This is a genomic window from Arthrobacter sp. PTI12 (assembly GCF_056679915.1).
Window position 1 is genome coordinate 2019113 of the sequence record NZ_CM155256.1, and the last position, 14611, is coordinate 2033723.

The 14611-nt window shown below is 64.9% G+C and carries 17 protein-coding genes, 1 pseudogene and 1 riboswitch; of the genes and pseudogenes, 17 read left to right on the forward strand and 1 reads right to left on the reverse strand.

Annotated features, from left to right (window positions below; genetic code table 11):
* Positions 1-7 precede the first annotated feature (7 nt).
* Positions 8-144: riboswitch (FMN riboswitch) on the forward strand.
* Positions 145-248: 104 nt separating this feature from the next.
* The 9 genes and pseudogenes from pnuC to hisF all read left to right on the forward strand — a co-directional run bounded on the left by pnuC (position 249) and on the right by hisF (position 6566).
* Complete coding sequence (gene pnuC / locus AC1MBU_RS09715) at positions 249-938, forward strand: nicotinamide riboside transporter PnuC (protein WP_471673484.1); 690 nt, start codon at positions 249-251, stop codon at positions 936-938.
* Positions 935-2011, forward strand: a complete 1077-nt coding sequence (ribD, locus tag AC1MBU_RS09720; RefSeq protein ID WP_479787096.1) for a bifunctional diaminohydroxyphosphoribosylaminopyrimidine deaminase/5-amino-6-(5-phosphoribosylamino)uracil reductase RibD — start codon at positions 935-937, stop codon at positions 2009-2011. Before pnuC ends, ribD begins: the two co-directional genes overlap by 4 nt.
* Complete coding sequence (locus AC1MBU_RS09725; RefSeq protein ID WP_479787098.1) at positions 2012-2641, forward strand: riboflavin synthase; 630 nt, start codon at positions 2012-2014, stop codon at positions 2639-2641.
* Positions 2642-2730: 89 nt separating this feature from the next.
* Positions 2731-3320: pseudogene (gene ribB / locus AC1MBU_RS09730) on the forward strand (3,4-dihydroxy-2-butanone-4-phosphate synthase).
* Positions 3317-3964: a GTP cyclohydrolase II gene (gene ribA / locus AC1MBU_RS09735; RefSeq protein ID WP_479787100.1), complete on the forward strand. Its 648-nt coding sequence runs from the start codon at positions 3317-3319 to the stop codon at positions 3962-3964. Before ribB ends, ribA begins: the two are co-directional and overlap by 4 nt.
* A 42-nt stretch (positions 3965-4006) precedes the next feature.
* Positions 4007-4492, forward strand: a complete 486-nt coding sequence (ribH, locus tag AC1MBU_RS09740) for a 6,7-dimethyl-8-ribityllumazine synthase (RefSeq protein ID WP_277357216.1) — start codon at positions 4007-4009, stop codon at positions 4490-4492.
* An 87-nt stretch (positions 4493-4579) separates the two neighbouring features.
* On the forward strand, positions 4580-4843 hold the full coding sequence (locus AC1MBU_RS09745) for a phosphoribosyl-ATP diphosphatase (RefSeq protein ID WP_277357215.1): 264 nt from the start codon (positions 4580-4582) through the stop codon (positions 4841-4843).
* A gap of 94 nt (positions 4844-4937) precedes the next feature.
* Complete coding sequence (gene hisG, locus AC1MBU_RS09750) at positions 4938-5780, forward strand: ATP phosphoribosyltransferase (RefSeq protein WP_056547474.1); 843 nt, start codon at positions 4938-4940, stop codon at positions 5778-5780.
* 15 nt (positions 5781-5795) lie between these two features.
* A complete protein-coding gene (hisF, locus tag AC1MBU_RS09755; RefSeq protein WP_479787104.1) occupies positions 5796-6566 on the forward strand; it encodes an imidazole glycerol phosphate synthase subunit HisF in 771 nt (256 codons plus the stop codon).
* Between the two features lie 36 nt (positions 6567-6602).
* Here hisF and AC1MBU_RS09760 read toward each other — a convergent pair whose 3' ends face one another.
* Positions 6603-7247, reverse strand: coding sequence for a TIGR03085 family metal-binding protein (locus AC1MBU_RS09760; RefSeq protein ID WP_277357233.1), 645 nt, complete (start codon positions 7245-7247; stop codon positions 6603-6605).
* Positions 7248-7330: 83 nt separating this feature from the next.
* On the opposite strand from AC1MBU_RS09760, the gene hisI reads away from it, so the two are divergent.
* The 8 genes from hisI (at position 7331) to lgt (ending at position 14464) form a co-directional block, all read left to right on the forward strand.
* Positions 7331-7732: a phosphoribosyl-AMP cyclohydrolase gene (gene hisI / locus AC1MBU_RS09765; protein ID WP_346028306.1), complete on the forward strand. Its 402-nt coding sequence runs from the start codon at positions 7331-7333 to the stop codon at positions 7730-7732.
* A 76-nt stretch (positions 7733-7808) separates the two neighbouring features.
* Positions 7809-9371 (forward strand): anthranilate synthase component I, encoded by a 1563-nt coding sequence (locus AC1MBU_RS09770; RefSeq protein ID WP_346028421.1) that lies wholly within the window; start codon positions 7809-7811, stop codon positions 9369-9371.
* The gene (locus AC1MBU_RS09775) at positions 9368-10003 is read left to right on the forward strand and encodes a Trp biosynthesis-associated membrane protein (protein WP_346028305.1); all 636 of its coding nucleotides are present in this window, start codon (positions 9368-9370) and stop codon (positions 10001-10003) included. The genes AC1MBU_RS09770 and AC1MBU_RS09775 overlap by 4 nt, the downstream gene beginning before the upstream one ends.
* 106 nt (positions 10004-10109) lie before the next feature.
* A complete protein-coding gene (locus AC1MBU_RS09780; RefSeq protein ID WP_056547493.1) occupies positions 10110-10418 on the forward strand; it encodes an HGxxPAAW family protein in 309 nt (102 codons plus the stop codon).
* A complete protein-coding gene (trpC, locus tag AC1MBU_RS09785; protein WP_479787107.1) occupies positions 10419-11219 on the forward strand; it encodes an indole-3-glycerol phosphate synthase TrpC in 801 nt (266 codons plus the stop codon). It abuts the gene before it with no gap.
* A 70-nt stretch (positions 11220-11289) separates the two neighbouring features.
* A complete protein-coding gene (gene trpB / locus AC1MBU_RS09790; RefSeq protein ID WP_479787109.1) occupies positions 11290-12609 on the forward strand; it encodes a tryptophan synthase subunit beta in 1320 nt (439 codons plus the stop codon).
* Positions 12610-12620: 11 nt separating this feature from the next.
* Positions 12621-13406 carry a tryptophan synthase subunit alpha gene (trpA, locus tag AC1MBU_RS09795; RefSeq protein ID WP_277357232.1) on the forward strand — a complete coding sequence of 262 codons (786 nt, stop codon included), beginning with the start codon at positions 12621-12623 and terminating at the stop codon, positions 13404-13406.
* Between the two features lie 2 nt (positions 13407-13408).
* Positions 13409-14464: a prolipoprotein diacylglyceryl transferase gene (gene lgt, locus AC1MBU_RS09800; protein ID WP_277357208.1), complete on the forward strand. Its 1056-nt coding sequence runs from the start codon at positions 13409-13411 to the stop codon at positions 14462-14464.
* The last annotated feature ends 147 nt before the right edge of the window (positions 14465-14611 follow it).

The following is a 14611-nucleotide window of genomic DNA, read 5'->3' on the forward strand; positions in this document are numbered from 1 at the left end:
CTCGTACAACGTGCTCCGGGGTCGGTGTAATTCCGAACCGGCGGTTATAGTCCGCGACCCGCGCGCAGCCCCCTGGGGCAGCAAACGGTTGAGCCGGTGAAATTCCGGCACCGACAGTTAGAGTCTGGATGGGAGAAGCACGTGCAGCTTTGGCTGTGCTCTGTCGTCGGTGCCTCATGCGCCGTCGGCAGCGCCGGCCCTGCCTGTCGTTCCCCGGAGCCGTCATCGCGAGTTCTAAAGGGAACAGTATGGATCTACTGAGGTGGCTCTTCGAAGCCCAACTTTTCATCGGCGGCAGTCCATTGCTGCTTCGGGAAGTGCTCGGCAATGTCTTCGGTCTCCTGAGCGCGCTCGGGGGAATGCGCCGCAAGGTCTGGGCCTGGCCTGTCGGCATCGCCGGTAACCTGCTCCTGCTCACCGTCTTTCTCGGTTCGGTGTTCGGTGTAGCTTCCACGGCGAATCTCCTCGGACAGGCTGCCCGCCAGGTCATGTTCATCGCTGTCGCAGTCTACGGATGGCGCCGGTGGCGGCAGGCACAATCGGATGCCGGCGCGGCAATTACCCCGCGTTGGGCAACAAACCGAACACGTCTGGGGCTCGTTGCCGCCCTGGTCCTCGGCACTGTGGCCGTGACCCCGCTCTTCCGGGCCCTCGGTTCGTACGAGCCGGTCTGGGCGGACGCCTGGACCTTCGTCGGATCTCTGCTGGCCACGTTCGGAATGGCCAAGGGCTGGGTGGAATTCTGGCTCATCTGGGTGGCAGTCGATGTCGTTGGCGTCCCGCTCCTGTTCAGCGCCGGCTACTACGCTTCAGCTTTCATGTACCTGTTTTACGGGATCTTCACCCTCGTAGGCTTTGTTGTGTGGGCCCGGGCGCAGCGGCAGGCCGCCGCGCACCCGGTTGATCACGCACCCAGTCCTGAGCCGAGCCTGCCATGACAACCGGATCCGCCGGCTTCACCGCACCCGAAATGATGGCCATGGAGCACGCGCTCCTGCTCGCCGGCCAGGGCGTTCGCGGCGCCAACCCTCTGGTGGGCGCTGTTGTTCTGGATAGGGACGGCGCAATGGTAACCACCGGTTTCCACCTGGGCGCCGGCACTGACCATGCGGAAGTAGCCGCGCTGAAGAGTGCGGCCCTGCAGGGGGTGGATCCCGCCGGTTGCACCATGGTGGTGACGCTGGAGCCCTGCAATCACACCGGTCGCACAGGTCCCTGTACCGAGGCGATCATGGAAGCCGGCATCACGCGCGTTGTGTACGCGGCTGCCGATCCCACTCCTGATGCCGCCGGCGGTGCCGCACGGCTCGCCAACCACGGAATCGATGTGGCGGGCGGGCTCCTCGAAGATGCCGCAACGGAGCTGAACCGCCGCTGGCTCGTTGCCGTGCAGGCCCGGCGCCCTTTCGTTACAGTCAAAGTGGCGCAGAGCCTGGATGCACAATCCGCGCCAGCGGACGGCTCAAGCCAGTGGATCACCGGCCCGCACGCGCGCGCAGACGGGCACACTATCCGTGCCCGCGTCGACGCCGTCCTGGTGGGCACCGGCACCGTCCTTGCCGACAATCCCCGCCTCACCGCGCGGGCCCTGGACGGATCCGATGCCAGCCGCCAGCCGCTGCGGGTTGCCGTCGGGCTACGGGGCATCCCCGGGGATGCCGCGGTGCGTGGAAGCGGATTTGTGCACCTGGAAACCCGTGATCCGCTGGCCGTGTTGACTGAATTGTTCAGCCGGGGCGTCCGGCACGTTCTCGTAGAGGGCGGCCCGCAACTGGTCGGAGTCTTCCTCATGGCTGATCTTGCCGATGAACTCTTCGCATATGTCGCGCCGATGCTCCTTGGCGCCGGTGTACCCGCCTTCCAACGGCTCGGTGTGGCAACGCTTACTGACGCCCATGTGTGGCGTCTGGACCCGGACGGGGCCGCGGGTCTCACGCAGCTCGGCGACGACGTGCGGCTGCACCTCAAACCCATTGCGCCGCCTCCGGCGCCCATCACGAAAGGCCTCTAAGTGTTCACAGGAATTGTTTCCGGGCGGGGCAACGTCACCGCCCTCCGCACCTCGCCGGACGGCGGCAGCGCGGTGCTTGTGTTCGAGGCCGGTTCCACAGGGGCCGGGCTCGAGCCCGGCGGGTCCATCGCTGTGGACGGGGTATGCCTGACCGCGACCGTTATCGACGACGGCCGAATCAGCGTGGATGTGATGGGGGAGACGCTGAGGCGTACGACAATCGGGGGCCTGACGGAGGGCCGCAGGGTCAACCTTGAGCGTTGCGTACCGGCGAACGGCCGTTTGGACGGCCACGTTGTGCAGGGTCACGTCGACGGCGTCGGTACGCTCCTCGAGCGTGAGAATCTCGGCGATTGGGAGCGCTTGCGTTTCAGTCTGCCCGTCCCTCTGGACCGTTATGCCGCTGAAAAGGGGTCCATCGCCGTGGACGGTGTCTCACTGACGGTGACGGCCGTGAGCAACGCCGGAACACCCGAGCCCTGGTTCGAGGTCGGCCTGATCCCCACAACCCTCACCGAGACGGGCCTGGGAGCCAAGAACATCGGAGATCCTGTGAACCTGGAGATGGATGTCCTGGCCAAATACGCTGAGCGGCTGCTCGCGTTCACGGGAAAGGAAGGCCGGGCATGATTCGCAGCGGCGCGGGCAGTGCCCCGGACCCGCAGAGCGGTGCGGTGCTTGAGATTGTGCTTGACCCGGTGGACACGGCCGTTGCCGCAATGGCGGCGGCCGCGCCGTCGTCGTTGTTGACGACGCCAACCGGGAAAACGAGGGCGACATCATCTTCGCTGCCCAGTTCGCCACAACGGAACTGACCGCCTGGACCATCCGGTACACCTCGGGCGTGCTGTGCGTTCCGATGACCGGGAGAACCGCGGACCGGCTGGAGTTGCCCGCCATGGTGATCAACAACCAGGACGCCAAGCAAACGGCTTACACCGTGTCCTGCGACGCCGCCGTCGGCGTGAGCACCGGTATCAGCGCCGCGGACAGGGCACTGACCGCCAGGACGCTGGCGTCGTCGTCGGCGGTTCCCGCTGACCTCACGCGGCCGGGTCACATGTTCCCCCTGCGGGCGGTGGAGGGCGGAGTGCGGGAGCGGCGCGGTCACACCGAAGCTGCAATTGACCTGTGCCGGCTGGCCGGTGTGGAGTTGGCCGCCGTTATTGCGGAAGTCACGCACGACGACGGCGGCATGATGCGCCTGCCGGCGCTGCGTGAGTTCGCCACCCGCTTCCAGGCGCCGCTGATTTCGATCGAGGACCTGGTGGAGTACCTTGCCGCAGGCGACACGGGAGCCGCTGGATGAGCGCGGTTACCGGCGGTCCCGTAGTCACTATTCCGACGGCGTACGGACCGTTCACCGCGCAGGCCTGGACGGATGCGGCCTCCGGCGTGGAGCACCTGACAATGTCCGCGCCCGGCACGGACATCGATGACGGTGCCCCGCTGGTCCGGATACACTCGGAGTGCCTCACCGGCGATGTGTTCGGCTCCTACCGCTGTGACTGCGGTGAGCAGCTTGAGCAGGCGCTCGGGCTGGTTCAGGAACAAGGCGGGTCGGTTGTCTATCTGCGGGGCCAGGAAGGTCGCGGGATCGGCCTTGCCAACAAGCTGCGCGCGTATGCGCTGCAGGAGAACGGCGCCGACACGGTCGAGGCAAACGAGCAGCTTGGTCTTCCGGTCGATGCGCGCGATTACCAGGCCGCGGCAGGAATCCTCACCGCTTTGGGCATCACAAAGATCCGCCTGCTGAGCAACAATCCCGTCAAGCGGGAACACCTTGAGCGGTACGGCATCACCGTGGTGTCGATGGTGCCTTCCGAGATTCCATCGCGACTGGAAAATCAGCAGTACCTCGAGACGAAGCGGGACCGCCTCAACCACCAGCTGTCCCATCTGGAGGAGCGGTTCCACCAGCGTCCCCAGGAAAAGATCGTTCAGCAGAGCTGACAGTTCCTTCCGCCAATCCACCCCCCCATCCCAAGGAGAACCATGGCCGGACACGGCGCCCCCACCATCGACGTCACCAGCATTGCGCACCAACAGCAGGAGCCCGTCCGGCTCGCCGTCATTGCCGCCAGTTGGCACACCGCCATCATGGACGGGCTCCTTGACGGCGCCCGCCGGGCCGCCGCGGATGCCGGCATCGAACCCGTGGTGATTCGCGTACCGGGCAGTTTTGAGTTGCCGGTCGCAGCGGCGAGGTTGGCGCCCCACTATGACGCCGTCGTCGCTCTCGGTGTAGTCATCCGCGGCGGCACACCGCACTTCGACTACGTATGCCAGGCTGCGACGTCGGGACTCACCGAAGTCAGCGTGCGCACGGGTGTGCCTGTGGGCTTTGGCGTGTTGACCTGCGATACCGAAGAGCAGGGCCTTGACCGCGCCGGGCTCGCCGGATCGAGCGAGGACAAGGGATATGAAGCCACCGCCGCAGCATTGGCAACAGCTGCTGTACTGGGGCCCTGGGGCACGTGAACCTCAGGGAGGCCTCGCGTCGGGAGTTTCGTCACACAGAACGGCCCCGGTACGGCGTATCTCATGGAACCCAGTAACCTAGACAGAGTGAAATCCTTCGACACCCTCTTCGCCGAGCTGAGCGAGAAAGCTGCCGCCCGTCCATCGGGGTCACGCACCGTGACCGAGCTGGAGTCAGGCGTGCACGGCATCGGCAAGAAAGTAGTCGAGGAGGCCGCCGAAGTGTGGATGGCCGCCGAGTATGAGTCGAATGAAGCTGCTGCAGAGGAAATTTCCCAGCTGCTGTACCACCTCCAGGTCATGATGATCGCCAAGGGACTCACGCTGGAAGACGTTTACAAGCATCTGTAGCCGCGCGGCGACAATCTTCGCAGAACTCGCGCGCGGCCCAGAGCCTGCTTTCAGGCAACGTCTCCCGCAAAACCCTCCTTCCCAAAGGAACCCCATGCTTCGAGTTGCAGTCCCCAACAAGGGATCCCTGTCCGAATCCGCCTCCGCAATGCTCAGCGAGGCGGGCTACCGCCAGCGTCGCGACACCCGTGAACTGGTGATGGTGGACCCCGAGAACGAGATTGAATTCTTCTTCCTCCGGCCGCGGGACATAGCCGTCTATGTCGGTTCCGGAACCCTCGACGTCGGAATCACCGGCCGCGATCTCTTCCTTGACGCCCAGGTGGAAGCCGAAGAGCTTCTGCCTTTGGGCTTTGGTGCGTCGACGTTCCGCTTCGCCGGCCCGGTCGGAAACTTCAGCTCCGTCGCCGAACTTGAGGGGCGGCGCCTGGCCACCAGTTATGACGGGCTCCTGCGCGACTTCCTGGCTGAGCAGGGCGTCAGCGCCACGGTTGTCCGGCTTGACGGCGCTGTGGAATCGTCAGTGCGCCTCGGCGTCGCAGACGCGATCGCGGATGTCGTCGAAACGGGAAACACCCTGAAGGCCGCCGGCATGGAGATCTTCGGCGAACCCATCCTGAAAAGCGAGGCAGTCCTCATCGGGCGCAAAGGCGCAGCGCCTGTCGGGTTGGACATCCTGATCCGTAGGCTGCAGGGGGTGCTTGTCGCGCGCCAGTATGTGCTGCTCGATTACGACATCCGCAAGGAACTGGTGGATCAGGCCGCGGCGCTGACTCCGGGTCTTGAATCGCCCACTGTCTCGCCGCTGCGTGATTCCGACTGGGTTGCCGTCCGGTCCATGGTGAAGCGCCACAGCACCAACCGGATCATGGATGAGCTCTACGACCTCGGCGCGCGCGCCATCCTGGTGAGCACTATCCACGCGTGCCGGATCTAGGGGCGGAGACCATTCATGAGCGTGGCCATCCGCGTCATACCCTGCCTTGATGTCGACGCCGGACGCGTGGTCAAGGGAATCAATTTCGAAGATCTCCGCGACGCCGGGGATCCGGTGGAACTGGCACACCGTTATGACCGCGCGGGAGCCGACGAACTGACATTCCTTGACGTCACCGCGTCCTCCGGCAACCGCGCCACCACTTTCGACGTGGTTGCAAAGACTGCTGAGGAAGTGTTCATCCCACTGACGGTGGGCGGCGGCGTCCGGGAGATTTCCGACGTCGACCGGCTGCTGCGCGCGGGCGCCGACAAAGCATCCATCAATACCGCAGCGGTCGCCCGCCCACAGGTCATCGATGAGATCACGTCCCATTTCGGCTCGCAGGTCCTGGTACTCAGCCTGGATGCGCGCCGGACGGACAATCCGGCGGCTCGCTCAGGCTTCGAAGTGACCACGCACGGCGGCCGCAAGGGGACCGGGATCGACGCGGTCGCCTGGGCACGGGAAGCAGCTGAGCGCGGCGTCGGCGAGATCCTACTGAACTCCATCGATGCTGACGGCACCCGCGAAGGCTTCGATCTTGAGATGATCCGGGCTGTGCGGGCGGCAGTGAAGGTGCCTCTGATCGCCTCCGGGGGAGCGGGTAGGCCGGATCATTTTCCACCGGCCGTTGCAGCGGGCGCCGATGCGGTATTGGCGGCATCGGTGTTCCACTTCGGTCCAGTTGACGCGATAGCCGAGGTGAAGCGGGCTATCCGGGACGCAGGCTTTCCGGTTCGTTAGAACCTAACCCCGGGGGTTGGCCAGAGCCTGGCCTCCCTAGAGCCCAACCTCGGCGCTCTCAAGGAGCGCCACGGCGTCAGGTTGTCCTTCGAAAGTGACCAGTGCATGGCGTGTGCGGCCGTGAGCATGCATGAGCAGTTCCCCGGGTTCGCCCACAATGGCCACCGAGACGGGGGCTCGTTTCGCTACATGCCTGGGACCGTCCGGCCGGACCAGCACAATGCCAAGATCCACGCCGCGGTACAGGATCGCGGCGCGCTTGATCAGCTCGTCCCACAGCGCGTTCGAGTACTCCTCGTCCAGCGCGCGCGGCGCCCACCTACTGGTTGCCCGCCGGACGTCCTCGGTATGCACGAAGTACTCGATCAGGTTGGTGCTGGTGTCAATCGACCGCACTCGCATGGGTGAGTGAAACGGATGCCCCTTGCGGAAGTCGTTGACAAGGGCTTCGTAAGCCGGCGTTGAGGCGGATTTCGCCGCTAGTGTGCGGGTGGCCTTTTCCGAAACAACGGACAGCGGCTTGATGAGGGCCCCGATGCCGACGCTGGGTCTGTGCCCGCGCAGATACAGGTGGGCGGCGAGTTCCTTCGTTTGCCACCCGTCGCAGAGCGTGGGGGAGTGAGGCCCGGCCGCGAGGAGGGTTTCGGCGAGGACTTCACGGGAAGGATCAACGAAATGCATCACTGTTGAAAATAGCATGATGGACGCTCCCCATGCCCGCCGGTGGGCGCTCGTCCCCTGCGACACGACTAGAATCAGTTGCGATGTCACAACACCCCGAACCCGATCCTCCTTCCGTCGCCGGTGAAACACCCGGGCTCGATCCCGCGGTGGCCCACGCACTCAAGAAAGACGCCTCCGGTCTCGTTGCGGCCATCGTCCAGGAACACGACACCGGGGATGTCCTGATGCTGGGCTGGATGGATGAAGAAGCGCTGCGGCGAACCCTGACCAGCGGCCGCGTCACCTTCTACTCGCGGTCGCGGCAGGAATACTGGCGCAAGGGCGACACTTCCGGCCACGTCCAGTATGTGAAGTCGGTTTCGCTGGACTGCGACGGCGATGCCCTGCTGGTGCGGGTGCACCAGGTCGGCGCAGCATGCCATACCGGCACGCGGACCTGTTTCGACGGTAGGGAGCTTGCCGCCGTCGTCGGCTCCGCGTGAGCCATACCGTTTGCATCAGGAGACCAACAGTCCGCCCGCCGTTGCGGATGGACGCGAGATTCAGGAAGCGCATGTCATGGACGAGCTCGGAGTAATCAGCCCAGGCCTGGAGGAGTTCCGCGCCCTTGCCCGGGACCGGCGGGTGATTCCTGTCCGCCTGATGGTGCTTGACGACGCGCACACGCCGATCGGGATCTACCGCAAACTGGCAGACGGGCACCCCGGTACGTTCCTGATGGAATCCGCTGCCGAGGGCGGAGTGTGGTCCCGGTACTCGTTCATCGGCGTGAACTCGCGGGCAACTCTCACCACCAGGGACGGTGAGGCCTGCTGGCTTGGCGAGCCCCCCGCGGGAGTTCCTGTGGATGGCAACCCGGTCGAGGCACTCCGCCGCACCGTCGAGGAACTCCAGACCGCACGCTTCGACGGACTTCCGCCCTTCACCTCCGGCATGGTCGGCTTCATCGGCTGGGAATCGGTCCGTCACTGGGAACGGCTCACCTCTCCGCCCGAAGACGACCTCGATCTGCCCGAACTGGCCATGAACCTCGTCACCGACATGGCCATTCACGACAATGCAGGCGGCAAGGTGACGCTGGTGGCCAATGCCATCAACTATGACAATTCCCCGGACCGCGTTGACGAAGCCTGGCACGACGCCGTTGCACGCCTCCGCGGCATGCTGCAGCGACTCGCCTCCGCATCGGATCAGCCGGTGTCAGTCCTGGCCGGCGGCGCAACCGACAGCGCAGCGCTGATGTCCCGCGTGCGTGAACGCTGGGATCGCGACCGGTACCTGGCGGCGATCGAGCGCGGCAAGGAAGCCATCGTGGACGGCGAGGTATTCCAGGTTGTCATCTCGCGCCGGTTTGAACTGGACTGCGATGCATCAGCGCTGGATGTCTATCGGGTGCTGCGGACCACCAACCCCAGCCCGTATATGTACCTGTTCAGCCTTGAGGATCCGGCTGGACGGCCGTATTCAATCGTCGGTTCTTCACCCGAAGCGCTCGTCACCGTCAACGGCTCGGAAGTCATCACCCACCCCATCGCCGGGTCCCGGCCGCGCGGTAGGACAGCCGAACAGGACCGTGCCCTCGCGGAGGAACTCCTCGCTGATGAGAAGGAGCGTGCGGAACATCTCATGCTGGTGGACCTGGCACGCAATGACATCTCGAAGGTATGCCGGCCGGGAACAGTGGACGTCACTCAGTTCATGGAGGTGGAGCGGTTCAGCCACATCATGCATCTGGTGTCCACCGTCGTCGGGGAACTGGCCCCGGAGCGGTCCGCCTATGACGTGCTCGCAGCGACTTTTCCAGCCGGGACCCTGTCCGGAGCGCCCAAACCGCGCGCGCTCCGGCTGCTTGATGAACTTGAACCGCACAAGCGGGGCATCTATGGGGGAGTTGTGGGCTACTTCGATTTCGCCGGTGACATGGACATGGCCATCGCCATCCGCTCAGCACTGCTGCGCGACAACCGCGCCTATGTTCAGGCCGGCGGTGGGATTGTTGCCGATTCCAGCCTTGAGGCCGAGGCACAGGAAACGGTTAACAAGGCCGCAGCTCCGCTGCGCGCCGCGCTGATCGCCTCGAGCCTTCATCCGGTAACCGGTACGGGGGCGGGCACTCCGTGAGCCCGTCCTCCCAGTCAGGTGCTCCTGCCGTCTCCCGCACACCCGCCCTGCGTCGCAGGGGCTTTCTCGTCCTCGCGACGGTCGCCTCGGCACTGGCCGCCTTCGGCAGTACCACCCAGACCTGGCTGTCGGTGGCCCTGCCGCAATCCGGGGTGCAAACCCCTTCCATTGAAGTGGCAGGCTCAGATGCAGCCACAGCTGTGACCGCATTCGCACTGGTGGGTCTGGCCGCGGCGCTGGCAGCATCGATCGCCGGCCGGATCGCGCGGTGGATCATCGCAGGGATTCTGACCGTTGCCGGTGCCGGCATTGCCCTCAGCAGTTTGGCTGTCGCCACCGATCCAGGAAGCGCCGCGGCACCGGCAATCGGAGAATCTCTCGGCGTCACCAGCCAGGACGGCGCCTCCGTCACGGCCACCGCCATGCCGTGGCTGGCCGCCGTGGCGGGGCTGTTGCTGGTGCTCTGTGCTGTCTGGCTGCTCATCGCCGGCCGCGGCTGGCGAACGGCCCGTCGCTACGAAAACCGGCAGGATTCCTCGCCCACCCGGAACCCGCAGGCGAAGGCGGACACCAATGCTGACGAGATAGACAGCTGGGACAGCCTCAGCCGGGGTGAGGATCCGACAGGCTGAGTGCCCTTGAGGATTCAGCGCGGCTCTGAATCAGTGCCGTGCTGAATCAACGGCCTGCTGAATCAATGGCAGAATGGACACAGACCACAGCACAAGGAGACACGCCATGGCTAAGACCGCGCCCGAGACCCGTTCCAACCAAACCCCGATGGCTGAGCATTCCTCCGTCCACGATGAGACCATCGGACACGGCAACAGCCCGGCGGCGTGGACCTGTGTCTTCGTGATGCTTGCCGGCGCGGCACTGTCCGCGTTCGCCTACATCTTCGCAAGCACCGAGGGCAACCTGGATGCCGGAACCATCCTGTTCTGGATCGGCATCCTCATTATGGTGATCGGCCTCGCGCTCGGAATCATCCTCAAGAAGGCAGGGTTCGGGGTCGGCGGCCACAGGCTCAAGAACACCGGGCACTAAGTGAGCGTTCTCGACGACATCATCCTCGGGGTCCGGGAGGATCTCGATGCACGCAAGATGCTTCTTCCGCTTGAAGAGGTTCGTATCCTCGCCGAGCAGGCACCTGCGCCCCGGAACGCGTATGCCGCGTTGGCCGCGCAGGCCGAGGGTGTCAGCGTCATCGCCGAGGTGAAGCGGAAGAGTCCGTCCAAAGGCGAACTGTCAGCAATCCAGGATCCAGCTGAGCTTGCTGCCGCCTATGAGCGGGGCGGCGCATCGGTGATCAGTGTCCTGACCGAGGAGCGGCGCTTCGGCGGATCGCTGGCAGATCTCGACGCCGTCCGTGCAGCCGTGAACCTGCCGATCCTGCGCAAGGATTTCACGGTGGACGAGTACCAGATCTGGGAAGCACGCGCGCATGGCGCGGATCTGATCCTGCTGATCGTTGCTGCGCTCGACGACGCCACACTCGCCTCCTTCCTCGAACTCACCGAAGAGCTAGGCATGCACGCTCTCGTCGAAACGCATACCGCTGAGGAAGTGCAACGCGCGGTGGCCGTTGGTGCCCGCATCATCGGCGTGAATGTGCGCAACCTGAAGACGCTGGATATTGACCGCTCCGTCTTCCCGGTACTTGCCGGGCTCATTCCTTCCGGTGCGGTTGTAGTTGCCGAATCAGGCGTCCGGGACATCTCCGACGTCGAAAGCTATGTAGCGCAGGGCGCGCGTGCAGTGCTCGTCGGCGAGGCGCTGGTCAGCCACTCCAACCCGGAGGCCACGGTTGGCGAGTTCACCCGCGCAGGCGCGGCATTACGCCGCTGAGATTTGCATCACTGAGGCAGTTCCCGCCAGCGCGGACGGCCGCACCCCATCACGACAGGACGACAGGTTCATGACTGAAACCCCACCACCGCAGGCTGCAACTGACGGCGCTGCAGACGCGTTTCTCGCCGGGGGATCGCTGCGCCATGCGCAGGGCCCGTACTTCGGCGCGTACGGCGGGCGCTGGATGCCCGAGTCGCTGATCGCCGCCCTGGATGAACTGGAAGAGACCTTCGACAAGGCCAAAGCTGATCCGGACTTCCTGGCCCAGATAGCCGAACTCAACCGGTCCTACTCCGGCAGGCCGTCCCTGCTGACGGAAGCGCACCGTTTTGCAGAGCACGCGGGCGGCGTACGGGTATTCCTCAAGCGTGAGGACCTCAACCACACCGGATCGCACAAGATCAACAACGTGTTGGGTCAGGCCCTGCTGGCCAAGCGGATGGGAAAGACCCGCGTCATCGCTGAAACGGGTGCCGGCCAGCATGGAGTGGCCAGCGCCACCGCCGCCGCCCTGCTCGGCCTCGAATGTGTTGTCTATATGGGTGCGGAGGACTGCCGGAGGCAGGCGCTCAACGTCGCACGCATGCAGCTTCTGGGAGCGGAAGTCATTCCCGTCACCAACGGCTCGCAGACGCTGAAAGACGCCATCAACGACGCACTGCGTGACTGGGTGGCCAACGTTCAGACTACGCACTACCTCCTCGGAACTGCTGCCGGCGCCCACCCCTTCCCGGCAATGGTGCGCTATTTCCATGAGGTTATCGGAGAAGAAGCACGCGAGCAGATCCTCGATCTCGCGGGCCGCCTGCCGGATGCCGTCTGTGCCTGCATCGGCGGCGGCTCCAATGCCATCGGAATTTTCCACGGCTTCCTCGATGATCGCGAAGTTGCCCTCTACGGATTCGAGGCAGGCGGGGACGGCGTTGACACCGGACGCCATGCTGCCACGATCACGCTCGGACGGCCGGGCGTGCTTCATGGTGCGCGCTCGTACCTGATGCAGGATGATGATGGGCAAACCGTCGAGTCGCACTCCATCTCCGCCGGCCTGGACTACCCGGGAGTCGGCCCGGAGCACGCGTTCCTTGCAGACATCGGCAGAGCCAGTTATGAACCGATCACAGACGCTGAAGCCATGGAAGCCTTCCGCCTGCTGTGCCGCACCGAGGGCATCATCCCCGCCATCGAGTCTGCGCATGCGCTCGCGGGGACACTGAAAGTGGGCCGGCGCCTGGCTGCGGAGGGTGGGGATCCGCGGGAGAAGATTATTATCGTGAACCTCTCCGGCCGTGGCGACAAGGATGTGGCCACAGCCGCGGAATGGTTTGACCTGTTGCCCGAGGACAGCGCGGAAGCCGAGATCGGCGCGGAAGGCGAACAACTGTGAGCACCGGAACCATGAGCAAGTCAGCCGCCGCAATCGAGCGTGCCCGTGCTGAGGGACGCACAGCCCTCATCGGCTACCTTCCGGCCGGGTTCCCCGACGTGCAGACCACAATTGACGCCGCAGTCGCACTCGCGGAAAACGGCGTGGACCTGATCGAGATCGGGATTCCCTACTCGGACCCCGTGATGGACGGTGCAGTCATTCAGCAGGCGACTGTCGAGGCGCTGCAGAACGGCTTCACCGTGCGTCAGATCTTCGACGTTGTCGAGGGAATCACCAGACGAACAGATGCGGCAGTCCTCGTGATGACCTACTGGAACCCCGTCATGCGCATGGGAGTCCGTGAGTTCGCCGGCCGCCTGGCCGCAGCCGGAGGAGCCGGACTCATCACGCCTGACCTCGTTCCGGACGAGGCAGCCGAGTGGATGGCTGTCTCGGAAGAGTTCGGGCTCGACCGCGTGTTCCTGGTCGCTCCCTCAAGCTCTCCTGAACGCATGCAGTCCACGGTCGATTCAACGCGGGGATTTGTCTACGCCGTGTCCATCATGGGCATTACAGGCGCCCGTTCCTCGGTCAGCTCGGCTGCGCGCGAGGTTGTTGCAGCGGCCCACCAAGCCGGTGCTGAGCGGGCCTGTGTGGGACTCGGAGTGTCCACTGCTGAACATGTCCGGGAGATCGGGGCTTATGCGGACGGGGTGATTGTCGGCACCGCCCTCGTTGCAGCCCTGCGTGATGGCGGCGTTCCCGCCGTGGCCGCACTGGCGAAAGACCTGAGCACCGGAACCGGAAAGGGCTGACCATGATCCCCGCCAGCATCCCCAGCCCGCCCGCAGAATGGGCCAGCTTCTCGATCGGTCCAGCCACTATCCATGCGTACGCGCTCTGCATCCTCACCGGCATCATCGTTGCGCTGCTCCTCACCTCGGCGCGTTGGAAGCGCTACGGCGGCAACCCCGACGTCGTCTGGGATGTTGCCATCTGGGCTGTTCCTTTCGGGCTGATCGGCGGGCGCCTCTACCACGTCTTTTCCTCACCGGACGCGTATTTCGGGCCTGACGGAGATCTCTCGCGCATACCCCGGATCTGGGAAGGCGGCCTGGGAATCTGGGGTGCCGTTGCCCTCGGAGCGGTCGGGGCCTGGATAGGCTGCCGCCGCGCCGGCGTCAGACTCGCCGCCTTTGCGGACGCTGCTGCGCCCGGAGTCCTGCTCGCGCAGGCAATCGGCCGTTGGGGTAACTGGTTCAACCAGGAACTGTTCGGTGCGCCAACCGATCTGCCGTGGGGACTCGAGATCGACGCCGACAACCCCAACTTCCCCGCGGGTGCGGATCCGGGAACGCTGTTCCACCCCACCTTCCTGTATGAATCGCTCTGGAACCTGGCAGGCGTTGCACTCCTGCTGCTCCTGGACCGCAAATTCAAGCTGCGCGGCGGGCTCATGTTCTGGCTGTACGCCGCCTACTACACGGCGGGCCGGGTCTGGATTGAAGCCCTGCGGATCGACGACGCCGAAATGATCACCATTCTCGGGGTGACCCAGCGTCTGAACGTGTGGACGAGCGTACTCGTGCTGGTCGTCTCGCTCGCCATTTTCGCGTACCTGTCAGTGAAGCAGCGGGGCGTAACCGAGCACTCCGTCTACCTGCCCGGACGCGCTCCAGTCGGCACGGACAACGACGAAACCGTGCACGCAGCGGCAGATAACGGATCGGGCACAGACGTCCAGAGTTCGGACACATCGGCTGGGACAGAGCCGGGGCGTGCTAATCTTCCAGAAACAAAAGACGCCTCGGGTACGCCTGCCTCCGCTGGACTTGCCCCCGAGGAACCCCGGGAATCAGATCCCCGAAACTAGCGTCCAGCTGGGCCACCGCCCTAGCTCAAGACACTGTCACAGCGTCGTGGCTCTGCTCGGTATACCAGCTGGCTCACAGGCTTCCGCCCCGTACCGCGCTTGACCAGGCCGTACCGCCGTCAATTCATGCCCGCAATCTCTGCCGGC

What these genes read in the sequence shown, in the direction of transcription:
- AC1MBU_RS09760 (WP_277357233.1), bottom strand. Translation starts at nt 7,247, where the DNA reads ATGCATTTCGTTGATCCTTCCCGTGAAGTCCTCGCCGAAACCCTCCTC.
- hisF (WP_479787104.1), top strand. Translation starts at nt 5,796, where the DNA reads ATGAGCGTGGCCATCCGCGTCATACCCTGCCTTGATGTCGACGCCGGA.
- hisI (WP_346028306.1), top strand. Translation starts at nt 7,331, where the DNA reads ATGTCACAACACCCCGAACCCGATCCTCCTTCCGTCGCCGGTGAAACA.
- ribA (WP_479787100.1), top strand. Translation starts at nt 3,317, where the DNA reads ATGAGCGCGGTTACCGGCGGTCCCGTAGTCACTATTCCGACGGCGTAC.
- hisG (WP_056547474.1), top strand. Translation starts at nt 4,938, where the DNA reads ATGCTTCGAGTTGCAGTCCCCAACAAGGGATCCCTGTCCGAATCCGCC.
- AC1MBU_RS09770 (WP_346028421.1), top strand. Translation starts at nt 7,809, where the DNA reads ATGGACGAGCTCGGAGTAATCAGCCCAGGCCTGGAGGAGTTCCGCGCC.
- ribH (WP_277357216.1), top strand. Translation starts at nt 4,007, where the DNA reads ATGGCCGGACACGGCGCCCCCACCATCGACGTCACCAGCATTGCGCAC.
- ribD (WP_479787096.1), top strand. Translation starts at nt 935, where the DNA reads ATGACAACCGGATCCGCCGGCTTCACCGCACCCGAAATGATGGCCATG.
- trpB (WP_479787109.1), top strand. Translation starts at nt 11,290, where the DNA reads ATGACTGAAACCCCACCACCGCAGGCTGCAACTGACGGCGCTGCAGAC.
- pnuC (WP_471673484.1), top strand. Translation starts at nt 249, where the DNA reads ATGGATCTACTGAGGTGGCTCTTCGAAGCCCAACTTTTCATCGGCGGC.
- trpA (WP_277357232.1), top strand. Translation starts at nt 12,621, where the DNA reads ATGAGCAAGTCAGCCGCCGCAATCGAGCGTGCCCGTGCTGAGGGACGC.
- AC1MBU_RS09780 (WP_056547493.1), top strand. Translation starts at nt 10,110, where the DNA reads ATGGCTAAGACCGCGCCCGAGACCCGTTCCAACCAAACCCCGATGGCT.
- lgt (WP_277357208.1), top strand. Translation starts at nt 13,409, where the DNA reads ATGATCCCCGCCAGCATCCCCAGCCCGCCCGCAGAATGGGCCAGCTTC.